This is a genomic window from Comamonas sp. B21-038, from assembly GCF_022387135.1.
In the GTDB taxonomy this organism is placed as follows: domain Bacteria; phylum Pseudomonadota; class Gammaproteobacteria; order Burkholderiales; family Burkholderiaceae_C; genus Comamonas; species Comamonas sediminis.
Genome location: NZ_CP092462.1, coordinates 2736231 through 2756400, shown reverse-complemented (window position 1 = coordinate 2756400; position 20170 = coordinate 2736231). Strand labels below are relative to the sequence as shown.

The window sequence follows — 20170 nt, the reverse complement described above, 5'->3', positions numbered from 1 at the left end:
ATGTCGGATGTTCCAGACACCGGCGCGGCGGGCTTGCTGCCCTTGCCGGCGCTGTACCAGCGTTTGCTGGCCCAGGCCACACGGCACACCACGATTTTTGAAGGCCGGACCCTGGTCTGGCATACCTGGGGCGGGCGCCGCCCTGGCAGGCTGCCCCTGGTGATTCTGCATGGCGGCAGCGGCAGCTGGACCCACTGGATCCGCAATATCGATGCGCTGCTCGCCCAAGGCTACGAGCTCTGGCTGCCCGATCTGCCGGGTTTTGGCGATTCCGACCCGCCAGCGCTGGGCGCCGATGCCGATGCGATGCTGGCGCCTTTGCATGCCGGCATGGCGCAGCTGGATCTGCTGCCTTGCCAGTTGATGGGTTTCTCGTTTGGCGGCATGACGGCGGCCATGCTGACCGCCGCCTACCCGCAGGCGGCCGAGCGCCTGGTGCTGGTCGGTGCTCCGGCGATGGGTGTCGTGCCGGAGAAGCAGTTCAGCCTCAAGGGCTGGCGCCATCTGAGCGACCCGGCCGAGCAGCTGGAGATGCACCGCTACAACTTGGGCGCGCTGATGCTCTGGGATGCTGCGAAGATCGACGACCAGGCGCTGGCCTTGCACCAGCGCAATGTGCTGCGCGATCGCCTGCCGCGCCGGCGCCTGGCCAACACCGATATCCTGGCGCAGTCGCTGCCGCAGATCGCCTGCCCGGTCGCTGCGATCTATGGCGCTTATGACGCCCTGTACAAAAGCTATATGCCCGCGCTGGAGCACCAATACCGTGCGGTCACCCCCCATCTGCAGGCCTTTGTGCGGTTGCCGGACAGCGGCCATTGGGTGCAGTACGAGCAGCCCGAGGCTTTCATGGCGGCACTGCTGCCGCTGCTTTCTTCCTGATTGATTCACCTGGAACCGGCTGGCAGCGCAAGAGGCGACCGGCCCTACAACTATGACGACCTCCACCACCTTCCGTCCCGTGATCGCCATCCATGGCGGCGCCGGCACCATCACCCGTGCCTCCATCACCCCTGCGCAACAGCAGGCCTACCGCGACGCCTTGTGCGATGTGCTGCAAGGCGCGCAGCAAAAACTGGCGGCCGGTGCGCCTGCCGAAGAAGTGGCCGTGGAGGCCGTGCGCCTGCTCGAGGAATGCCCCCTGTTCAACGCCGGGCGCGGCGCCGTGTTCACGGCCGATGCCACGCATGAGATGGATGCCTGTGTCATGCGCGGGCGCGATCTGGCCTGCGGATCGCTGGCCGGTGTCAGCACCGTGCGCAACCCGGTGCGTGCGGCCTTGGCGTTGATGGAGGCGGGCGGTCCAGTGTTCATGATTGGCGAGGCCGCCGAGCGCTTTGCCCAGGCCCAGGGCTGCGAGATGGTGGCGCGCGACTGGTTCTCGACCGAGCAGCGCCTGACCCAGCTGCGTACCGTGCAGGCGGCGGCGCTGGCATCGGGCCGCGAGCAGGTGGCGCTGGACCACACCGCCCAAAGCCAGACCCAGGCCGCGCCGCTGGATGAGCGCAAGAAGATGGGCACCGTCGGCGCGGTGGTGCTGGATGTGCAGGGCCAACTGGCCGCTGCCACCTCGACCGGCGGTCTGACCAACAAGAAGCCCGGCCGTGTCGGCGACTCGCCCGTGGTGGGCGCGGGCACCTATGCCAAGCATGGCGTCGTGGCCGTCTCCTGCACGGGCGTGGGCGAGGCCTTCATCCGGGGCTCGGCCGCCCACACGGTGGCGGCGCGCATCGAACTGCTGGGTGAGTCGGTGGCCAAGGCGACGGCCGAGGTCATCCACCGCGTGCTGCCCCCGCTGGGTGGCGATGGCGGCCTGATTGCGGTGGGCGCCGACGGGGAGGTCTCGCTGTGCTTCAACTCCGAAGGTATGTACCGGGGGCAGATCGGCATCGACGGCGAGGCGCTGGTGGCCATTTATGCCAACGACGCGTTGGCGCCGGCCTGATGGCGCATCGCTGAGCCAGGGGGCAGCAGCTATACCCGACCCCCGCCCCGGTGAAGTGGCTTGCCTGCAACGGGCAAGCCACGCAATGCGGTGGTGCGCACTACTGCGGATATTGCGTAGGTGAAAACCATAGGAGGTTTTGCATCCAAACCCCATCCCCGGCTTTCTACAATTGCTAGCACTGTCACCCAGGTGAATGTGTAAGCCCCAGTGTTCTTGCTATCACGGGGATTTTTCTCAAGGATTTGTCCCAACCCGGGTGCCTGTCCTGCATTACGGCTCGTGCCTTCTTTCCGAAGTCCCGCACTGCCCCTTCTACCTATGTCCAACCCCAGTTCTACTCCCGTGCACGATGACCTGACGCCGCCCGTTTTGCAGGTGCGGGATCTGTCCGTGAGCTTCAAGACCGAGCAGGGGCGGGTGCAGGTGGTCAAGAACCTGAACCTCGATGTCTATGCCGGCCAGACCCTCGCGGTGGTGGGCGAATCGGGCTCGGGCAAGTCGGTCACATCGCTGGCGCTAATGCGGCTGGTGGAAACCGGTGGCGGCCAGATCGACAGCGGCTCGATGCTGCTGCGCGGCCGCCATGCCGGCACGATCGACCTGGCCAAGGCCACGCCAGCGCAGATGCGCCAGGTGCGCGGGGCCGATATGGCGATGGTGTTCCAGGAACCGATGACCTCGCTGAACCCGGTGTTCACCGTCGGTGAGCAGATTGCCGAATCGATTCGTTTGCACCAGGGCAAGTCCAACAGCGCCGCAATGGCCGAGGCGCTGCGCATGATGGAGCTGGTGCGCATTCCGGAGGCGCGCAATGTGCTCACGCGCCACCCTCACCAGCTGTCGGGCGGCATGCGCCAGCGCGTGATGATTGCGATGGCGCTGTCGTGCAAGCCCTCGCTGCTGATTGCCGATGAACCGACGACGGCGCTGGATGTGACCATCCAGGCCCAGATTCTGGCGCTGGTGCAGGAGCTGCAGCGCGAGATGTCGATGGGCGTGATCTTCATCACCCACGACATGGGCGTGGTGGCCGAGGTAGCCGACCGCGTGCTGGTGATGTACCGCGGCGACAAGGTGGAAGAGCAGGACTGCGTGCAGTTGTTTGCCAACCCGCAGCAGACCTACACCCGCAACCTGCTGGCCGCCGTGCCGCAGCTGGGCGCCATGCGCGGCAAGGATCTGCCCGAGCGCTTCAGCCTGCTGGGCCAGAGCACGCAAGCCGAGGCGCCCGCAGCCCAGCCATCGACCGTGCAGGCGGGCGAGCCGGTGCTGAAGGTCAACAAGCTGGTCACGCGCTTCCCGATCAAGGAAGGCCTGTTTGGCGGCGTCAAGCGCCAGGTCTATGCAGTCGAGCAGGTGAGCCTGAGCCTGCAGCCGGGCGAGACCCTGGCGGTGGTCGGCGAATCCGGTTGCGGCAAGTCCACCACGGGCCGTGCGCTGGCCCGTTTGATCGATTTCCAGTCCGGCGATGTGCAGGTGGCCGGGCGCGATATTGCCAAGCTGCAGGGCGCGCAGCTGCAGGCGCTGCGCCGCGATATCCAGTTCATTTTCCAGGACCCGTTTGCCTCGCTCGACCCTCGGCTGACCGTGGGCTACAGCATTCTGGAGCCCATGCTGATCCACCAGCTGCTGCCGCGCGAGCAGGCCGAGAAAAAGGTGGAGTGGCTGCTGGAGAAGGTGGGCCTGCCGCCGGCTGCCGCCAACCGCTACCCGCATGAGTTCTCGGGTGGCCAGCGCCAGCGCATTGCCATTGCCCGTGCACTGGCGCTGAACCCCAAGGTGGTGATTGCCGACGAGGCGGTCTCGGCCCTTGATGTGTCGATCCGCGCGCAGATCATCAACCTGATGATGGACCTGCAGCAGGAGTTCGGCATTGCCTTTCTGTTCATCTCGCATGACATGGCCGTGGTGGAGCGTGTCAGCCACCGCGTGGCCGTCATGTACCTGGGCCAGATCGTCGAGATCGGCCCGCGCCGCGCGGTGTTCGAGAACCCGCAGCACCCCTATACCAAGCGCCTGATGGCGGCTGTGCCGATTGCCGACCCGACGCAGCGCCGCAAGCACACCTTGAATGTGGCCGAGATCCCCAGCCCCGTGCGTGGCGTGGATGACCCGCCACGCGTGTTGCCGATGCGCGAGGTGGGCCCGGGCCACTGGGTGGCGCAGGAGATGCCCCAGCCTGCGGTGCCAGCGGGCGAAGTGCAGGATCTGCAGCCGGCATGAGCCTGCGCAGTGTGCCAAGGTGCGTAATGCCAAGAATGTAGTGGGTCTGGTCGCCGCCGTGGTGGGCCAGCCGATGCAAAACCTGAAGAGGAGAGTTGATATGCAACGACGTTTGACTTCGATCGCCGCAGCCATGCTGCTGGCGGGCTCGGCTTTGCCGGCGTTTGCCGCCAAGGATGTGACGGTGGCGGTGTACTCGTCTTTCACGACGACGGACCCCTATGACGCCAATGACACCCTGTCGCAAGCGATGGCCAAGTCCTTCTACGAAGGCTTGTACAGCTTCGACAAGGACATGAAGATGATCCCGGTGCTGGCCACCGGCTACGACGTGAGCAAGGACGGTCTGGTCTACACCTTCAAGCTGCGCAGCGGCGTGAAGTTCCATGACGGCACCCCTTTCAACGCCGAAGCGGTGAAGGCCAACTTTGACCGCGTGACCAACCCGGACAACAAGCTCAAGCGCTACAACCTGTACAAGAACATTGCCAAGACCGAGGCGGTGGACGAGCACACGGTCAAGTTCACGCTCAAGGAACAGTTCGCACCTTTCGTCAACTCGCTCGCCCATCCCTCGGGCGTGATCATCTCGCCCGCTGCGCTCAAGCAGTATGGCAAGGACATTGCGCAGCATCCCGTGGGCACCGGCCCCTTCAAGTTCGTCGAGTGGAAGCCCTCGGACTATGTCAAGGTCAGCAAGTTTGATGGCTACTGGCAGTCCGGCCTGCCCAAGGTGGATTCGATCACCTGGCGCCCCGTGGTGGACAACAACACCCGCTCGTCGATGATGCAGACCGGTGAGGCGCAGTTCGCTTTCAGCGTGCCGCCCGAAGCAGTTGAAAACCTCAAGAAAAATGCCAACCTTGACATCGTCGTGGCGCCTTCGATCATTGCGCGCTACATCTCGCTGAACACCACGCAAAAGCCTTTCGACAACCCCAAGGTGCGTGAGGCGCTGAACTACGCGATCAACAAGGAAGCACTGGCCAAGGTGGCGTTTGCCGGCTATGCCATCCCGTCCGAAGGCGTGCTGCCCAAGGGTGTGGAATTTGCCACCAAGCTGGGCCCCTGGCCCTACGATCCTGCCAAGGCCAAGGCCTTGCTGAAGGAAGCCGGTTACCCCAATGGCTTTGAGAGCACGCTGTGGTCGGCCTACAACCACTCGACGGCCCAAAAGGTCATCCAGTTTGCGCAGCAGCAACTGGCCCAGGTGGGAGTGAAGGTGACCGTGCGCGCATTGGAAGCAGGCCAGCGCGTGGCGGAAGTGGAATCGGTGCAGGACGCGAGCAAGGCCGCCGTGCGCATGTACTACGTGGGCTGGTCCTCGTCCACCGGCGAAGCCGACTGGGCGATGCGCCCACTGCTGGCCGGTGAGAGCCAGCCTCCACGCGGCTTCAACACTGCGTACTACAACAACGCCGAAGTCAATGCCGGCATTGCCAAGGCGCTGGTGACCACCGATGCGGCCGAGCGCGGCAAGATCTATGCCGATGCACAGCAAAAGATCTGGAAGGACGCGCCCTGGATTTTCCTGAACACCGAGCAATTGGTGTCTGCCAAGTCCAAGAAGCTGTCGGGCTTTTACGTGATCCCGGACGGCAACTTCAATTTCACCGATGTCGACCTGAAGTAATCCATGTATCGCTACCTGCTCAAACGCTTGCTGGGGCTGATACCGACACTGCTCATCGTGGCGGTGCTGGTCTTTGGTTTTGTGCACATGCTGCCCGGTGACCCCGCGCGCCTGGCGGCTGGCCCCGAAGCCGGCCCGGAGACGATCGAACTGGTCCGCAAGGACCTGGGGCTGGACCTGCCCCTGCACCAGCAGTTCGTCCGTTTCTTCAGCAATGCGTTGCAGGGCGATTTTGGAAAATCCATCCGGACCAAGCGCCCGGTCTCGCAAGAGATTGCCGAGCGCTTTGGCCCGACCTTCTGGCTCACCGTCGTGGCGATGGCCTGGTCGGTGGTGCTGGGCATGTTCCTGGGCATTGTCTCGGCCGTCTGGCGCAACCAGTGGCCCGATCGCCTGGGCATGACCCTGGCGGTGTCGGGCATCTCGTTCCCGTCGTTTGCGCTGGGCATGCTGCTGATGCAGTATTTCTCGGTCAAGCTCGGCTGGCTGCCCACCGTGGGCGCCGACAGCTGGAAGCACTATGTGTTGCCGTCGCTGACCCTGGGCGCGGCTGTGGCCGCGGTGATGGCGCGCTTTACCCGCAGCTCCTTCATCGACATCCTCAAAGAGGACTATGTGCGCACCGCGCGCGCCAAGGGCTTGAAGGAGACCGTGGTTGTTATCAAGCATGGCCTGCGCAATGCGATGATTCCGGTGGTGACGATGATGGGCCTGCAGTTTGGCTTCTTGCTGGGCGGCTCCATCGTTGTCGAGGTGGTATTCAACTGGCCGGGCATGGGCCGCTTGCTGGTCGATGCGGTCGAAATGCGCGACTACCCGATCATCCAGGCCCTCGTGCTGCTGTTCTCGCTGGAATTCATCCTGATCAATCTGGTGGTCGATCTGCTCTATGCCTGGATCAACCCCACCATCCGTTACCGCTAAGCAGGTGCTTTGGCCATGAATACTCCGAACGCTCCTGAATCTGCCGACCGCGCCGTGGCGGCGGCCACCACCGTACCTGCCACCAGCGTCGCCACGCCGTCTCTGCCTGCCAACCTGGCCGCATCGACGCGCATGCGCACGCCGATGGCCGAGTTCTGGCGCAAGTTCAAGCGCCAGAAGCTGGCCTTGTTCGCTGGCGTCTTCATCATCGCACTGGTGCTGGTGGCCATCCTGGCGCCCTGGATCGTGCCCTATGATGCCGAGAACTTTTTTGACTACGACGCGCTGAACTCACCCCCCACCGCCAAGCACTGGTTTGGCGTCGATTCGCTGGGCCGTGACATCTTCAGCCGCATCCTCGTGGGTGCGCGCATCTCGCTGGCAGCCGGCTTTGTGTCGGTGGCCATTGGCGCGGTGATCGGTGCGATCCTGGGCCTGCTGGCAGGCTACTACGAGGGCTGGTGGGACCGCTGCGTGATGCGCATGTCCGATGTGCTGTTTGCCTTCCCTGGCATCTTGCTGGCCATCGGCATCGTCGCCATTCTGGGCAACGGCATGATCAATGTGATCATGGCGGTGGCCGTGTTCAGCGTGCCGGCCTTTGCCCGCCTGGTGCGCGGCAATGTACTGGCACTCAAGCAGCAGACCTACATCGAGGCGGTGCGCTCCATTGGCGCGCCCGACCGGGTCATCATGCTGCGCCACCTGCTGCCGGGCACCGTGTCGTCCGTGGTGGTCTACCTGACGATGCGTATCGGCACCTCGATCATCACCGCTGCCAGCCTGTCCTTTCTGGGCATGGGCGCGCAGCCGCCGACGCCGGAGTGGGGCGCCATGCTGAACGAGGCGCGCAGTGACATGCTCAATGCCCCGCATGTGGCCCTGTTCCCGAGCCTGGCGATCTTTGTGACGGTGCTGGCCTTCAACCTGCTGGGCGACGGCCTGCGCGACGCGCTGGACCCCAAGCTGGACAACTGATCATCGGCAGCTGGCAGTTGCTGGCCAGCTGCCATCCAGAAACGGCAAGCGCCTTCCGGGCCTTGCCTTTTTTTATCGGCGATCAGCGCCGCTCAAGCAGCTCCGCCAGCGGCTTTGTGCAGGCGTTTGAGGAACACCGTGATCTCCTTGACCGTCTGCGTGTCCCCGTGCTGCTCTGCCACCTGCAGGCCTTGCTGCCAGCTGGCCTGGGCTTGCGTGCGGGCATCCGCTGCACCCGACTCCAGCTGGGCCTTGCCCAGCAGCTTCCAGGCGGCGGAGTACTGCGGATTCTGCTTGACGGCCTGCGCCAGGTGCAGCGCTGCGGCCGCATAGTCCTCTTCCTTCAAGCAGGCCTGGCCCAGGCCAAAGCGCAGAACAGCGCTGTCCTGTCCCTTGGCCAGCAGTTTTTCCAATCCTTCGCGCATGCGGTCTCCTCGGTGTTGCGCCCAGCATAGTGCGAGGCCTTTGTCCGCAGAGTCTGTGCGCATAAAAAAGACGCTCCAGGGAGCGTCTTGTGGTGGGGATTTAGGGGCTTGCTCAGCGCTTTTTCTTCGTGGTGCTGGTGCTGCGCTTGGAGGGGGCCTTCTGGGTCGCTGTCTGGCGCACCGCCGGCCGTTTGGCCGTGCTGCTGCGGCTGCCGCGCGCAGCCTGGCTGCCGCGTGCTGCCGGTGCAGCACCTACGCGCACGGGCATGTACAGCACGACCTGGTGGCCCACCTTGAAGGCGCTCTTGACGCCGACATCATTCCAATCGGCGACCTGTGCGGCGGTGACCCGGTAGCGCTGGGCCACGCGGGCGACGGTATCGCCCTTGCGCGCCTTGACAGTCGTGCGGCGGGTGACGACTTCCGGGGTCAGCGCGATGTGGGCGTTGTCGGCGAGGTGGCTGGAGACATCCTGCTTGACGGCGGCCGAGCGCGGCACCATCAGCGCCGAGCCGCCCTTGACCATCATGCGTGGCGGAATGTTGTTGACCGCGCGCAGGTCGTTCTCGCTCATGCCGACCATGCCGGCGGCAGTGGCCACCGTCATCGTACTGGGCACGGTCCAGACGGTCCAGCTCGCGTACTGGCCTTTTTCATGCGCCTGCAGGTTGCGGCGGAAGACATTCGCATTGTCCCAGGGCAGCAGCACCTGCGGTGTGCCGGCCTTGAAGATCACGGGGCGGTTGAACGAGGGGTTGAGCGACTTGAGCTCATCCATCGTGACGCCGGCCATCTCGGCCACCTGGGCGGTGTCGATGTCGCGGTCCAGGGTCACGGCCTGGAAGTAGGGGTGGTTCTCGATCAGCGGCAACTCAGCCTGGAAGCGCTCGGGATGGGCGATGATGTTCTTGACCGCCTGCAGCTTGGGGACGTAGTTGCGTGTCTCGTCGGGCATGCTCAGGTCGGTGTAGGTACCTCCCAGCCCTTGCTTCTGGTTGCGCGCTAGCGCGCGGCCCACGCTGCCTTCCCCCCAGTTGTAGGCTGCCAGTGCCAGGTGCCAGTCGCCAAACATGTTGTAGAGCTTTTGCAGGTAGTCCAGCGCTGCGCGGGTCGAGGCCAGCACATCGCGCCGGTCGTCGCGGAACATGTTCTGCTTCAGATCGAAATAGGTGCCGGTGGCGGGCATGAACTGCCACATGCCGGCCGCCTTCGCACTGGAGACTGCCTGCGGGTTGTAGGCACTCTCGATGTAGGGCAGCAGTGCCAGCTCGGTCGGCATGCCCCGGCGTTCCAGTTCCTCGACGATGTGGAACATGTACTTGGACGAGCGCGCGGTCATGCGCTGGATGTAATCGGGGCGGCTGGCGTACCACTGCTCCTGGTTGCTGACCAGGTCGTTTTCCAGATCGGGCATCGCAAAGCCGCGCCGGATGCGATCCCAGAGATCTTCTGGCACCGCCAGGCTGGTGACGGCGCCATTGCCTTGGAGGTTGGCCGCACTGATGGGGCTGAGGGGGCCGCTGGGGTAGCTGGGGGTGTGCGGCGCCGAACTGGTCTTCGGGGTGTCACCTGCTGCCGGGGTATTCGGGCCGCCGGTCTCGGTGGTGGCGCAGCCGGTCAGGGCGAGTAGGGCGCTCAGGCTCCACAGGTACAGATGCTTCATCAAAATTGGTTCTTCCAGCGACGCAGCGCGGCAAAAACGGCGACCGGGTCGCTGCTAGGGGTGGAGGGATCGAACTGCTGGGCAGCGCGGGCCACAGGGGCCAGGCTGCTGCGCAGGAATGGGTTGATGCGCAGCTCGTTGCCAAGCTGCGCCGGCAGGGTCGGCTCGCCGCGTTCACGCAACTGCTCGCAGTGCGCCAGATAGCGGGCGACGTCCTGGTTGTCGGGCTCAACCGCCTGCGCAAAGCGCAGGTTGGAGAGTGTGTACTCATGGGCAGCGCAGACCTGCGTATCTGCGGGCAGCGCAGCCAGTGCCGACAGCGAGGCATGCATCTGCGCAGGCGTGCCTTCAAACAGGCGGCCGCAGCCGCCTGAGAACAAGGTATCGCCACAGAACAGCACCGGTTGTCCTGCCACATCGGCGCAGTAATAGGCAATATGCCCGGCGGTATGGCCGGGCACATCGATCACCTGCCACTGCAGACCCAGCAGCACCAGCCCATCGCCGCCCCGCAGGGGCTCGCAGGGCTGGGGGATGTCCTCGGTGGCGGGGCCGTAGACCCGGGCGCCGGTGGCCTCGCGCAGCTCGGCCACGCCGCCGGTGTGGTCGCCGTGGTGGTGGGTCACTACAATGGCTTGCAGCTGCAGATCAAGGCGGCGCAGCGCCGCAAGCGCGGGCGCAGCCTGGCCTGGGTCGACGACCAGCGCGTGCTGTCCGTTGTGCAGCAGCCAGATGTAGTTGTCGTTGAAAGCGGGCAGAGGTAACAGATGCATGAATGACCAAATTATAGGCACGCAAAATTGGTGGCAGACGCCGCTGGGCAGCTACATGCTGTCCTGGGAGCAAACATGTTACGACGATGCGGTGGCCGATATTTTTGGCTTCCATAGCCTGCAGATGGGACTTTTCCCGCTGCAGGGGCTGCGCAACAATCGCACGCCCCACCGCTGGCTCGCGCTGGAGTCGAACGAACAGATGGCGCAGTGGCAGCAGAGCAGACTGGCAGATGTAAAGCGCTTTGCGCCGCCTTTACAAAGTGATGTGGGCCTGCCTGCAACGCCCGCTGAGGCCGTGACGGCCGGCTTGCTGTGTGACGCCCATGCGCTGCCGTTTGGCGCCGATACCTTGGACCTGGTGCTGCTGCCCCATACGCTCGAGCTCAGTGCCGACCCGCATGCGGTGTTGCGCGAGGTGGCCCGTGTGATGGTGCCCGAGGGCCGCGTGCTGATCAGCGGCATCAACCCGGCCAGTCTCTGGGGCATGCACACCTGGAGCCGCCGCATTCCCGGTTTGCAGAAGCTGCCGCCGATGCCCGATGACCACAACCTGATCGGTTATGGCCGCTTGCGTGACTGGCTCAAGCTGTTGGATCTGGAGCTGCAAAGCGCCAGCTTTGGCTGTTTCCGGCCGGCGATGCGCAGCGATGCCTGGCTGGCGCGTTGGGAATGGATGGACCGTCTGGGGCCAGCGGCTTGGCCGATACTTGGCGGCGTGTATTTTGTCGAAGCGGTCAAAAAGGTCGCGGGTGTGCGCAAGCTGCCAGTGCCTTGGAAGCCTGCGGTCCCCAGCCCGGCAGCCCGGCCAGCGGTGGCCGTGCGCGAAGGGCTCACGGAAACCCATCGCCGCGGCGATGGAGCGCCCGCGCACGACCCCCCGGCGGGTACGCCCACGGTTTGAACGGGGGCTGCCACAGCCCTGCAAACAGGCTGCAGAGGGGTTGCAAATGCGCTTATAGTGGCCCCCTGTAATCGTGGCTGTGTGCCAAGGAGTGGGTGTGAACCAAGTGGTGATTTATACGGACGGTGCCTGCAAGGGCAACCCTGGCCCAGGCGGCTGGGGCGCTTTGCTGAGCGCTGGCACAGCGCAGAAGGAGCTGTTCGGGGGTGAATTGGGCACCACCAACAACCGCATGGAGCTGATGGCGGTGATCCAGGCGCTCGAAGCCTTGAAGCGCCCCTGCGACGTGCAGCTGTACCTGGACAGCCAGTACGTTCGCAAAGGCATCACCGAATGGATCACCGGCTGGAAGGCCAAGGGCTGGCGCACGGCGAGCAAGGAGCCCGTCAAGAATGTGGACCTCTGGCAGCGCCTCGATGCGTTGGTGCATGGCGGCGAGCACCGCATCACCTGGCATTGGGTCAAGGGCCACGCGGGTGACCCGGGCAATGAGCGGGCCGATGCGCTGGCCAACCGGGGTGTCGCGATGGCGCTGGGCCGGGGCTGAGCCCTTTTAGCAATACAAATAGGGGAGAGCGAGCGATGGGACGCATCATGCGCATTCTGGCCGTTGTCGGTGTGCTGGCCGCATTGTATGTGGCCTACCGCTACGGCGTCTTCTAGACACGCCGTTCGGCACGGGCCCACCGCGATGCGAAGCGGGTGGGCCGGAGTGCCGAGTAGCTGGCGCGAACTTATTCCGACGCCGCAATGCGGCGCAGCGCATTGCTGTCACGCACCGTCAGGCCCGAGGGCTCGATGCGGATCGAAGACTCGCGTTCCATCGACTTGAGCTCCTGGTTCACCCGCTGGCGCGAGGCGCCCAGCAGCTGGGCCAGCTCTTCCTGGGCCAGTTGCAGGCCGATACGGGTTTCGCTGCTTTCCTTGCCGGGCACGCCATAGCTGCGCGAGAGGTGCAGCAGCTGCTTGGCCAGGCGTGCGCGCAGCGGCAGCGTGTTGAGGTCTTCCACCATGCCGTAGAGGCTGCGGATGCGGCGCGCATGCATGCGCGCCAGCGCCTGGTAGAACTCCACATGGGTCTGCAGGATGCGTTGAAAATCTGCCTTGCTGACGCAGACCAGCGTGGTCTCGCCATGGGCGTAGACGTCATGGGTGCGGCTGTCGTCATCGAACAGGCCCACGTCGCCAAACCAGGTGCCTGGCTCGACATAGGTCAACGTGATCTGTTTGCCGGTGAGCGACGCCGAGCTGACGCGGGCCGAGCCCCGGGCCACGGAGACCCACTCTTCGGGCTCATCGCCGCGCGAGAAGATCAATCCGCCGTCCTTGAAGCGCTTGACATAAGCGCAGCGCAGAATGTCGTGGCGCAAAGTCGGCGAGAGGGTGCTGAACCAGCGCCCTGTGTTGATGGCTTCGCGCTCTTCGGGGGTCAGGATGGGGTCGTCCATGGCATGTCGTCTCGGTGACTGGAATTATGAATTTTGTCGCTTGTGCGACGGTCATCACCGAATGTATAGCATCGCCGCCAAATTGTTAATTGTCACCCCGGCCTCTCAGCGGCACGGCAATCCAAGTTGACCGGTTTTGCAACCTGTGCGTCTGCAACGAATGGGCCTGATCCGTCCATTGGGTTTGCGTATATAGCTATCAATTTGATATTTGGGTTTCCCCGGTGTGCGCGATTGGCGAAGGGGTACTTCTTCAATGGTGAAGCTGGTCTTAAACGCTGGGGTATTGGGCGGCGCTTCAGCGCTTTCCCTCTTGTGTGCTCAGGCAGAGAGGCGCTTGCGCAAGCGCTGTTGCCAGACTTCGACCAGCACCACGCCCAGGCCCGCGCAGCAGATCAATGCCATGCCGGCAGCGGTTGCCGCGTCGGGCAACTGGCCAAAAATCAACCAGCCCAGCGTGGTGGCAGAGACGATCTGTAGGTAGTTGAACGGTGCCAGCAAGGTGGCGCTGGTCTTGCTGTATGCAGTGATCTGCAACCAGTGGCCGACGAAGCCGGACAGCCCGGTGGAGGCCAGCAGCAGCCATTGCCAGACCGTCAGATCCAGCTGCTGCCAGAAAAAGGGCAGCAAGGCACTGAGCACCAACGCGCCAAACAGCCCGCCGTAGAGATTGCTGGTCAGCGGGTCGTCCGCAGCGACGCGGCGTGTGCTGATCTGGAACAGCGCAAAGGTGCTGGCCGTCACCACGCCCCAGATCGCGCCCTCGGTGGACAACTGCCCGCCCGGGCGGATGACCACCAGCATGCCGACAAAGCCCAGCACCACGCCCGCCCAGCGGTGCCAGCCAGGGCGCTCGCCCAGCAGCCAGGGCGCCAAGGCCATCACCAACAGCGGCGCCATGAAATTCATCGCCGTGCCCTCGGCCAGCGGCACCATGCCCAGCACATGGAAAAACAGCAAGGTGGTGGCAATCATCAGCACCGAGCGCTGGATCTGGCGCGAGAGCGACTGCGTGCGGAACAGACCCATGCCGCGCCTGGGCAGCACCAGCACACCCATCAGCACCACATGGCCGACATAGCGGAACCAGGCCACCATCAGCACCGGCACGCCCGCGACGACCAGCAGCTTGCCGCTGGCATCGAGGCTGGAGAGAATCCACAGCCCGCACACGTGCAGGACGATACCGAGTTGGCTCATGAAAAGGCAGTTTTAGCGCAGCAGAGGCGGCCGATTGTAACCACGGGTTGACAATTTTTCTGTCACCGCATCAATAGGCTGATTCAGCGGCCTAGCTTGTCATGCAGGCGCAAAAAAAGCCGATCGGAAGGCTTCTTCAGATCGGCAATAGGGATCCCTCTGCAAAACGCTCTGCTGTGGTCTAAGCGCGGTCTCGGCGATCCGCGTCCATCCCGCTTGGCGAGGGTTCTGCAAAGGATCCCTGGGCCCGTGACACTGGGTGGCAGGTGCCGGGCCCCAGTCGGAGAACGGGCGCGCTGGGCGCCCAGCCTCCGGCTGTTCAAGCGCCAGGCACTCAGGCCGCTACGGTCTGCTGCAGCGGCGTGGCCACGGCCTGGGCAATCTCTGCCTGGGCCTTGCTGATGGCAGCGGCGCGGGCTTCAGGGCCCATGGCCAGGCCTTCGGCGCGGGCGAAATGCACATCGGTGATGCCGATGAAGCCGAAGATGGTTTGCAGGTAGCTTTCCTGGTGCTCCATCGCGCGGCCGCCTTCGCTGGTGGAGTAGATGCCGCCGCGCGATTCGACCACGATCACCTTCTTGCCGCCGGCCAGGCCTTCAGGGCCGTTGGCGGTGTAGCGGAAGGTGCGGCCGCCTTGCAGCACACGGTCGATCCAGCTGCGCAGCTGGGTGGGGATGCTGAAGTTGTAGAAAGGCGCGCCAATGACCAGCACATCCGCTTCGAGCAACTGGCTCACCAGGGTTTCGGAGATGGCATTTTGCGCACGCTCTGCTTCGGTCTTGGCCTCCTGGCCGGTGCGAAAGCCCAGCGCATCGCCGCTCAAATGGGGTGGTGTGTTGACGGCCAGGTCCAGGTATTGAACCTGGGTGTTGGGATGCACGGCCACCCAGGCCTTGACGGCTTCGGCGCTCAGCTGGCGGGAGACGGAGTTGGCGCCCAGGATGGACGAATCGATATGCAGCAGTTTCATGGTCGGTCCTTCAAGCAGGTCATGGCTTTTGCTGCACTCGCAGCATTTTTGCCAGTGGATGAATTCTGTCACTCTGCGCGGGCCGGATTAAGGGGCGGAAGTGGGTTGGATTGTTCTATTTTTAGAACTATGATGGGCGAACTTTTTTGCCGTCTATCCGCCTGCGCAGACCGCGCTCACGCTGCCTCTCACGATGAAATACGACCTCAACGACATGTACTACTTTGCCGAAGTGGTCGAGCGCGGCGGCTTTGCTGCGGCTGGCCGCGCGCTGGGGGTGCCCAAGTCGCGGCTGTCGCGCCGCATTGCCGATCTGGAGGCACAGCTGGGCGTGCGGCTGCTGCAGCGCACGACGCGCCGGCTGTCCTTGACCGATGCGGGAGAGACCTTTTTGCGCCATGCCCAGACCGCCCGGGAGGCGGCGCAGAATGCCCAGGCCGAGATGGAACAGACCCAGCGCGAGCCCTCGGGCACGGTGCGGGTGTCCTGCCCGGTGACCCTGGCCCAGGGCGCGGTGGGCAAACTGCTGCCGGCGTTTTTGCGCACCTATGCCAAGGTGCGCATCGAGATGCTGGTGACCAACCGCACCATCAACCTGATCGAGGAGGGCATCGATGTGGCGCTGCGGGTGCGCGCCAACCTCAACGACAGCGGCAGCCTGGTGGTCAAGCGCCTGGGCATGACGCGCCAGCGCCTGGTGGCCAGCCCCGAGCTGCTGGCCGTGCACGGTGTGCCGCAAACCCCGCAGGACCTGGGCAGCAAGATCCCGACCATGTCGCTGACCAGTGCCGATGGCAACAGCACCTTGCAGCTGGTAGGCCCCGAAGGCGAGCATGTGACCATCCACCACCAGGCGCGCTATGTGGCCGATGACCTGGTGACCTTGAAGTACGCGGTGCTCGACGGCATCGGCGCCTGCTGGATGCCCGCAGCGATGGTGCGCGATGAGGTAGCCAATGGCGACCTGGTCGAATTGCTTGCGGGCTGGAGCATCCCCGAAGGCATTCTGCATGCGGCCTTCGTCTCGCGCCGCAATATGGCGCCAGCGCAGCGCGCGTTTCTGGACTTCATGGGCGAGAACCTGCCACTGCAGCGCATTGGCCAGGTCGATGGCACCTGAGGGCGCGGGTTCGGCACGTCCTGCCGTGGGCTGAACCCGTTCGGCGACGGCTGCAATACGTCTGCTGCGCTGGGGTCGGTCCATCGCCTTCCGGCGGAGGCGGGTTGGATATGATTTTTTGAAATAACAATACTCAAAAATAGTCGTTGTTGATCTAAGGTGCTGCTTTGACAATGCATCCATGTCTGGTGCCTGTCTTGTCACGCTCAACCCCTCCACTCCGCCCCGCCATGCGGCCATTGCGGCCGCCCACCTCAATGGCCAGCACCTTGTGCAGCCAGGCTGGCGCGGCGAAGCAGAGACGGGGGCTCCCGTCTCGGTGGTGATCGTGCCGGGTTGGCGCAACTCCGGCCCGGGCCACTGGCAAAGCCTATGGGCCGCGCGCATTGCGGGCGCCGTCCGAGTGGAGCAGGAGGACTGGCTGCAACCCCATCGCAGCCCCTGGGTTGCCAGTGTGGAGGAGGCCATTGCGGCCGCGCCGCACCCGGTCATCCTGGTGGCCCATTCGCTCGGCTGTATTGCCAGCGTGCATGCGGTGGAGCAACTGCGCAGCAAGCCGGCAGGGAGCATTGCCGGTGCCTTGTTTGTGGCGCCGGCCGATCCGGAGCGCCGTGCGCTGTTTGAGGACTTCACACCCGTGCCGGCCAACCCGCTGCCCTTCGCCAGCATTGTGGCTGCCAGCAGCAACGACCCTTATTGCCCGATCCGCATGGCCAGCGCCTATGCCAAGAGCTGGGGCAGTACCTTTGTCCGCGTGCCCTCGGCCGGCCATATCAATGTGGAGTCCGGCCATGGCGAATGGCCACTGGGCTGGGCCTTGCTGGGCGCGCTGGCGGCCCTGGCGCCGGTGCAGGCGCATTCGGCCTGATTCGTCGCTGCCAGACCCCCTTTTTTTGCGTTGATGCCCGGCATGCCTCAGGGGCAGGCGCGGGCGCTGTTTGCGCTGCCTGCACTTGTGCTGCAGGCAAAAAAAATGCCAGCAATGAATGCTGGCCAAGGAGGGGTTCGGTTGAATCAATAGGCTTATATTGCCTTAATTTGGACGCCCCGATGTCGGTAATTTGTATGAGTTAGTGACGTTCATCAAGGCCGTTGTTACACCCCGATGCGCGATGAGGCTCAGAGGCGCTTCTTGGCCGCGTCCGCGGCATCCTTCAAAGTCTCCTTCACATCACCGGCTTTCTTCTGGATTTCGCCTTCTGCTTCCAGTGCCTTGCCCTTGGCAATCTGACTGGGGCTGTTGATGGCCTTGCCGACACCCGCTTGTGCTTCGCCTGCGAGGTCCTTGATCTTGCCTACGACTTGGTCCTTGTTCATGGTGTCACTCCTTGCTTGGTTGAGGTGTAGCCATTGTGCGCAGCCGCTGTGCCAGGCCTTGTCAGTGCAGCCTTGTGCTTGCTGTGCGGTATCGCCGACAACCGCAACGCACAGCTGACGGGCGACAAAATTAATTACAACTTGGGCAGGGTCCAATGGCGCCGGGGCCGGCCTTATTGCGGATGCTTGAGCGGGCTGTGCTCCTGCAGCGCGCGCTGGTATTCCGCCATGCCCTGTGATTCGCGCGCCAGGTAGCGCTCGACCGCCTGGGCAAAACCGGCATGGGCCAGCCAGTGGGCGCTGGGGGTGCGTACCGGCATTAGCGCACGGGCCATCTTGTGCTCGCCTTGCGCGCCGCCTTCAAAGCATTGCAGGCCCTGGCGTATGCACCATTCAATCGGCTGGTAGTAGCAGGCTTCAAAGTGCAGGCAGTCCACCCGCTCGATGGCTCCCCAGTAGCGGCCATAGGCGTGGCGCGGCCCCGTGCCTGGCGCGTCGATGGCGATCAGGCTGGCAGCGATGGGGCGGCCCTCGCGCTCGGCGATGAAGAGCAGCCAGTTCTCGGGCATCTGCGTGCGCATTGCGGCGAAAAAAGCCGGGGTCAGGTAGGGCGCGTTGCCATGCTCCAGATAGGTGCGCTCATAGCACTGGTAGAAGAAGTCCCAATCCGCTTCGCGGATCTGCGTGCCGCAGGCATGGCGAAACGTCACGCCGGCCGCCTGCACCTTGCGCCGCTCCTGGCGAATCTTCTTGCGCTTGTCCTGCTGCAGCCCGGCCAGAAAATCATCGAAGTCGGCGTAGGGCCCGGCATCGCCGGCCTGGACATCGCGGTTGTGCCAGTGGAACTGCACGTTCTCGCGCTGCATCAGCGCAATGTCCTGCGCCGCCTGCAGATCGGTCGCAGCGCCAAACAGCAGGTGCACCGACGAGATCTCCTGCTCCCCGCAAAACTGGGTGGCGGCATGCAGCAGCGGGGCGCGCAAGCTGTCATCGGCCACCAGCAGGCGGCTGCCGGGCACAGGTGTGAAGGGCACCGCGATGACCGCCTTGGGAAAGTAGTCCAGGCCATGTTCGGCATAGGCCCGCGCCCAGGCAAAGTCAAACACATACTCGCCGTAGGAATGGCTTTTGAGGTACATCGGGCAGGCGCCCACCAGCGCGCCGCCCTGCCACAGGCTCAGGTGGCAAGGCTGCCAGCCACTCTCTGCAGTAGCGCTGCCGCTGACCTCCAGCGCCTGCAGATAGGCGTGGCGCATGAACGGGGTGGGGCGCTGCTGCATGGCCAGCAGCCCATCCCAGGCGGAGGCATTGAAATCTGCCATGCTGGGCAGAATGCGCAGCTCCAGGCTGGGGTGGGGTGCGGGCGTGGGGTCAGCGGGCAGCGAGGTCATGGTCCGATTGTGGTCTGCCTGCCGCGCCACTGCACAGCGCAGGTTATGCGGCTTGGCGCTGGTGGCTGTGCACCAGGTCCATCAGCGCGGCGATCTCCTCGTCGGTGCTGGACCAGGCGCTGACAAAGCGCACCACCACCTCACCCGCCTGCAGCTGGGTACCTGCCGGCACGCTGCTGGCGTACCAGTCGGTGCAGCGCACGCCCTGGGCGCGCAGCTGTTCATACAGCGCGATGGGCATCAGCACAAACACTTCGTTGGCCTGGGTGGGCCAGCTCAGGCGCACGCCGGGCGTTGCGGCCAGCGCGGCAGACAGTTTGGACGCCATCGCATTGGCGTGGCGGGCCAGCTCCAGCCAGTGGCCGCCTTCCAGCCAGGCGCAGAACTGCGCGCCGATGGTGCGGCTCTTGGAGACCAGCTGGCCACTGCGCTTGATGCGCAGCGAGAAGTTCTGGGCCAGCGCCTGGTCGAAGAACACGACCGCCTCGGCCATCAGCGCGCCATTCTTGGAGGCACCCAGGCTCAGCACATCGACTCCGGCGCGCCAGGTGATATCGCCGGGGTGGCACTGGAGCGCAGCGACGGCATTGGCCAGGCGCGCGCCATCCATGTGCACGCGCAGGCCAAGGGCATGCGCCTGGGTGGCCAGCGCGGCCATCTCCTGCGGCTGGTAGACGAGGCCGTTCTCGGTCACCTGGGAGATGCTCAGCGCGCTGATCACCATGTTATGGGGGGCGTCATGGGGGGTGCGCGCCACAAAGGCGGCCAGGTCTTCGGCGCTGATCTTGCCGTTGTCCGTGGCCATCGGCAGCAGGCTGGCGCCGCCGGTGAACAGGGCGGGGGCGCTGTTCTCGTCGACCGCGATATGGGCCATGTGGTGGCAGACCACGGCGTTCCAGGGCTGGGCAATGGTGGACAGCGCCAGGCAGTTGGCCGCTGTGCCGGTGGTGACGAAGAACACTTTCACCGGGGTGCCAAAGGCCTCGCCCAGCATGTGCTCGGCGCGCTGGCTCCACTCGTCGTTGCCGTAGGCGGACTGGATGCCGCTGGCGGCCTCGACCAGGGTGTGCAGGATGCGGGGGGAGACGCCGGCTTGGTTGTCGCTGCCAAAGTTCATGGGACGCTGCAGGTAGTGGTGCAAAAGCCTGATTCTGCCCGCAAACTCCGGGACAGCGGTGCCGGATTGGCGGGTTTTGCGCGCCGCTGCGCAGGCCTTGTGGTTTGTAGGCTAGACTCTTTGGCTGCACCAGGCG

Annotated in this window: 19 protein-coding genes; 10 read left to right on the top strand and 9 right to left on the bottom strand. The window is 64.5% G+C overall.

Annotated features, from left to right (window positions below):
* The 6 genes from MJ205_RS12595 to gsiD all read left to right on the top strand — a co-directional run bounded on the left by MJ205_RS12595 (position 1) and on the right by gsiD (position 7706).
* On the top strand, positions 1 to 882 hold the full coding sequence (locus MJ205_RS12595) for an alpha/beta fold hydrolase (protein ID WP_239808785.1): 882 nt from the start codon (positions 1 to 3) through the stop codon (positions 880 to 882).
* Positions 883 to 934: 52 nt separating this feature from the next.
* Complete coding sequence (locus MJ205_RS12590) at positions 935 to 1945, top strand: isoaspartyl peptidase/L-asparaginase family protein (RefSeq protein ID WP_239808784.1); 1011 nt, start codon at positions 935 to 937, stop codon at positions 1943 to 1945.
* Positions 1946 to 2266: 321 nt separating this feature from the next.
* Positions 2267 to 4171 carry a dipeptide ABC transporter ATP-binding protein gene (locus MJ205_RS12585; RefSeq protein WP_239808783.1) on the top strand — a complete coding sequence of 635 codons (1905 nt, stop codon included), beginning with the start codon at positions 2267 to 2269 and terminating at the stop codon, positions 4169 to 4171.
* 100 nt (positions 4172 to 4271) lie between these two features.
* Positions 4272 to 5804 (top strand): glutathione ABC transporter substrate-binding protein GsiB, encoded by a 1533-nt coding sequence (gene gsiB / locus MJ205_RS12580; RefSeq protein WP_239808782.1) that lies wholly within the window; start codon positions 4272 to 4274, stop codon positions 5802 to 5804.
* Positions 5805 to 5807: 3 nt separating this feature from the next.
* Positions 5808 to 6728, top strand: a complete 921-nt coding sequence (gene gsiC, locus MJ205_RS12575) for a glutathione ABC transporter permease GsiC (protein WP_239808781.1) — start codon at positions 5808 to 5810, stop codon at positions 6726 to 6728.
* Positions 6729 to 6743: 15 nt separating this feature from the next.
* Entirely contained in the window at positions 6744 to 7706 is a 963-nt protein-coding gene (gene gsiD, locus MJ205_RS12570; protein ID WP_256460931.1) for a glutathione ABC transporter permease GsiD, read from the top strand.
* 92 nt (positions 7707 to 7798) lie between these two features.
* Here gsiD and MJ205_RS12565 read toward each other — a convergent pair whose 3' ends face one another.
* The 3 genes from MJ205_RS12565 to gloB all read right to left on the bottom strand — a co-directional run bounded on the left by MJ205_RS12565 (position 7799) and on the right by gloB (position 10567).
* Positions 7799 to 8131 carry a tetratricopeptide repeat protein gene (locus tag MJ205_RS12565; protein WP_239808780.1) on the bottom strand — a complete coding sequence of 111 codons (333 nt, stop codon included), beginning with the start codon at positions 8129 to 8131 and terminating at the stop codon, positions 7799 to 7801.
* Between the two features lie 112 nt (positions 8132 to 8243).
* On the bottom strand, positions 8244 to 9794 hold the full coding sequence (locus MJ205_RS12560) for a transglycosylase SLT domain-containing protein (protein ID WP_239808779.1): 1551 nt from the start codon (positions 9792 to 9794) through the stop codon (positions 8244 to 8246).
* The gene (gene gloB, locus MJ205_RS12555; protein WP_239808778.1) at positions 9794 to 10567 is read right to left on the bottom strand and encodes a hydroxyacylglutathione hydrolase; all 774 of its coding nucleotides are present in this window, start codon (positions 10565 to 10567) and stop codon (positions 9794 to 9796) included. The genes MJ205_RS12560 and gloB overlap by 1 nt, the downstream gene beginning before the upstream one ends.
* Between gloB and MJ205_RS12550 the strand changes: the two genes are divergently transcribed.
* Both MJ205_RS12550 and rnhA read left to right on the top strand, forming a co-directional pair.
* A complete protein-coding gene (locus MJ205_RS12550; protein ID WP_239808777.1) occupies positions 10566 to 11471 on the top strand; it encodes a class I SAM-dependent methyltransferase in 906 nt (301 codons plus the stop codon). The two genes, gloB and MJ205_RS12550, sit on opposite strands and share 2 nt — an antisense overlap.
* A gap of 97 nt (positions 11472 to 11568) precedes the next feature.
* Positions 11569 to 12018, top strand: a complete 450-nt coding sequence (gene rnhA / locus MJ205_RS12545; RefSeq protein WP_027010474.1) for a ribonuclease HI — start codon at positions 11569 to 11571, stop codon at positions 12016 to 12018.
* A 187-nt stretch (positions 12019 to 12205) separates the two neighbouring features.
* Here the strand turns inward: rnhA and MJ205_RS12540 are convergent, their stop codons facing one another.
* The 3 genes from MJ205_RS12540 to MJ205_RS12530 all read right to left on the bottom strand — a co-directional run bounded on the left by MJ205_RS12540 (position 12206) and on the right by MJ205_RS12530 (position 15089).
* Positions 12206 to 12919 carry a Crp/Fnr family transcriptional regulator gene (locus MJ205_RS12540; RefSeq protein WP_021025131.1) on the bottom strand — a complete coding sequence of 238 codons (714 nt, stop codon included), beginning with the start codon at positions 12917 to 12919 and terminating at the stop codon, positions 12206 to 12208.
* A 321-nt stretch (positions 12920 to 13240) separates the two neighbouring features.
* Positions 13241 to 14119 carry a DMT family transporter gene (locus tag MJ205_RS12535; RefSeq protein WP_239808776.1) on the bottom strand — a complete coding sequence of 293 codons (879 nt, stop codon included), beginning with the start codon at positions 14117 to 14119 and terminating at the stop codon, positions 13241 to 13243.
* A gap of 334 nt (positions 14120 to 14453) precedes the next feature.
* Complete coding sequence (locus MJ205_RS12530) at positions 14454 to 15089, bottom strand: FMN-dependent NADH-azoreductase (RefSeq protein ID WP_239808775.1); 636 nt, start codon at positions 15087 to 15089, stop codon at positions 14454 to 14456.
* Between the two features lie 193 nt (positions 15090 to 15282).
* Between MJ205_RS12530 and MJ205_RS12525 the strand changes: the two genes are divergently transcribed.
* Positions 15283 to 16209, top strand: a complete 927-nt coding sequence (locus MJ205_RS12525; RefSeq protein ID WP_239808774.1) for a LysR family transcriptional regulator — start codon at positions 15283 to 15285, stop codon at positions 16207 to 16209.
* A 181-nt stretch (positions 16210 to 16390) separates the two neighbouring features.
* Complete coding sequence (locus MJ205_RS12520) at positions 16391 to 17077, top strand: RBBP9/YdeN family alpha/beta hydrolase (RefSeq protein ID WP_239808773.1); 687 nt, start codon at positions 16391 to 16393, stop codon at positions 17075 to 17077.
* A gap of 251 nt (positions 17078 to 17328) precedes the next feature.
* Here the strand turns inward: MJ205_RS12520 and MJ205_RS12515 are convergent, their stop codons facing one another.
* The 3 genes from MJ205_RS12515 to MJ205_RS12505 all read right to left on the bottom strand — a co-directional run bounded on the left by MJ205_RS12515 (position 17329) and on the right by MJ205_RS12505 (position 20034).
* Complete coding sequence (locus MJ205_RS12515; protein WP_239808772.1) at positions 17329 to 17526, bottom strand: CsbD family protein; 198 nt, start codon at positions 17524 to 17526, stop codon at positions 17329 to 17331.
* Between the two features lie 173 nt (positions 17527 to 17699).
* On the bottom strand, positions 17700 to 18917 hold the full coding sequence (locus MJ205_RS12510) for a GNAT family N-acetyltransferase (RefSeq protein ID WP_239808771.1): 1218 nt from the start codon (positions 18915 to 18917) through the stop codon (positions 17700 to 17702).
* A gap of 43 nt (positions 18918 to 18960) precedes the next feature.
* The gene (locus MJ205_RS12505; protein WP_239808770.1) at positions 18961 to 20034 is read right to left on the bottom strand and encodes a threonine aldolase family protein; all 1074 of its coding nucleotides are present in this window, start codon (positions 20032 to 20034) and stop codon (positions 18961 to 18963) included.
* Positions 20035 to 20170: the final 136 nt, after the last annotated feature.

Excerpts from the sequence above, each read along its gene's own strand:
- MJ205_RS12595 (WP_239808785.1), top strand. The coding sequence starts at position 1 with ATGTCGGATGTTCCAGACACCGGCGCGGCGGGCTTGCTGCCCTTGCCG.
- MJ205_RS12590 (WP_239808784.1), top strand. The coding sequence starts at position 935 with ATGACGACCTCCACCACCTTCCGTCCCGTGATCGCCATCCATGGCGGC.
- MJ205_RS12585 (WP_239808783.1), top strand. The coding sequence starts at position 2,267 with ATGTCCAACCCCAGTTCTACTCCCGTGCACGATGACCTGACGCCGCCC.
- gsiB (WP_239808782.1), top strand. The coding sequence starts at position 4,272 with ATGCAACGACGTTTGACTTCGATCGCCGCAGCCATGCTGCTGGCGGGC.
- gsiC (WP_239808781.1), top strand. The coding sequence starts at position 5,808 with ATGTATCGCTACCTGCTCAAACGCTTGCTGGGGCTGATACCGACACTG.
- gsiD (WP_256460931.1), top strand. The coding sequence starts at position 6,744 with ATGAATACTCCGAACGCTCCTGAATCTGCCGACCGCGCCGTGGCGGCG.
- MJ205_RS12565 (WP_239808780.1), bottom strand. The coding sequence starts at position 8,131 with ATGCGCGAAGGATTGGAAAAACTGCTGGCCAAGGGACAGGACAGCGCT.
- MJ205_RS12560 (WP_239808779.1), bottom strand. The coding sequence starts at position 9,794 with ATGAAGCATCTGTACCTGTGGAGCCTGAGCGCCCTACTCGCCCTGACC.
- MJ205_RS12550 (WP_239808777.1), top strand. The coding sequence starts at position 10,566 with ATGAATGACCAAATTATAGGCACGCAAAATTGGTGGCAGACGCCGCTG.
- gloB (WP_239808778.1), bottom strand. The coding sequence starts at position 10,567 with ATGCATCTGTTACCTCTGCCCGCTTTCAACGACAACTACATCTGGCTG.
- MJ205_RS12540 (WP_021025131.1), bottom strand. The coding sequence starts at position 12,919 with ATGGACGACCCCATCCTGACCCCCGAAGAGCGCGAAGCCATCAACACA.
- MJ205_RS12535 (WP_239808776.1), bottom strand. The coding sequence starts at position 14,119 with ATGAGCCAACTCGGTATCGTCCTGCACGTGTGCGGGCTGTGGATTCTC.
- MJ205_RS12530 (WP_239808775.1), bottom strand. The coding sequence starts at position 15,089 with ATGAAACTGCTGCATATCGATTCGTCCATCCTGGGCGCCAACTCCGTC.
- MJ205_RS12525 (WP_239808774.1), top strand. The coding sequence starts at position 15,283 with ATGAAATACGACCTCAACGACATGTACTACTTTGCCGAAGTGGTCGAG.
- MJ205_RS12520 (WP_239808773.1), top strand. The coding sequence starts at position 16,391 with ATGTCTGGTGCCTGTCTTGTCACGCTCAACCCCTCCACTCCGCCCCGC.
- MJ205_RS12515 (WP_239808772.1), bottom strand. The coding sequence starts at position 17,526 with ATGAACAAGGACCAAGTCGTAGGCAAGATCAAGGACCTCGCAGGCGAA.
- MJ205_RS12510 (WP_239808771.1), bottom strand. The coding sequence starts at position 18,917 with ATGACCTCGCTGCCCGCTGACCCCACGCCCGCACCCCACCCCAGCCTG.
- MJ205_RS12505 (WP_239808770.1), bottom strand. The coding sequence starts at position 20,034 with ATGAACTTTGGCAGCGACAACCAAGCCGGCGTCTCCCCCCGCATCCTG.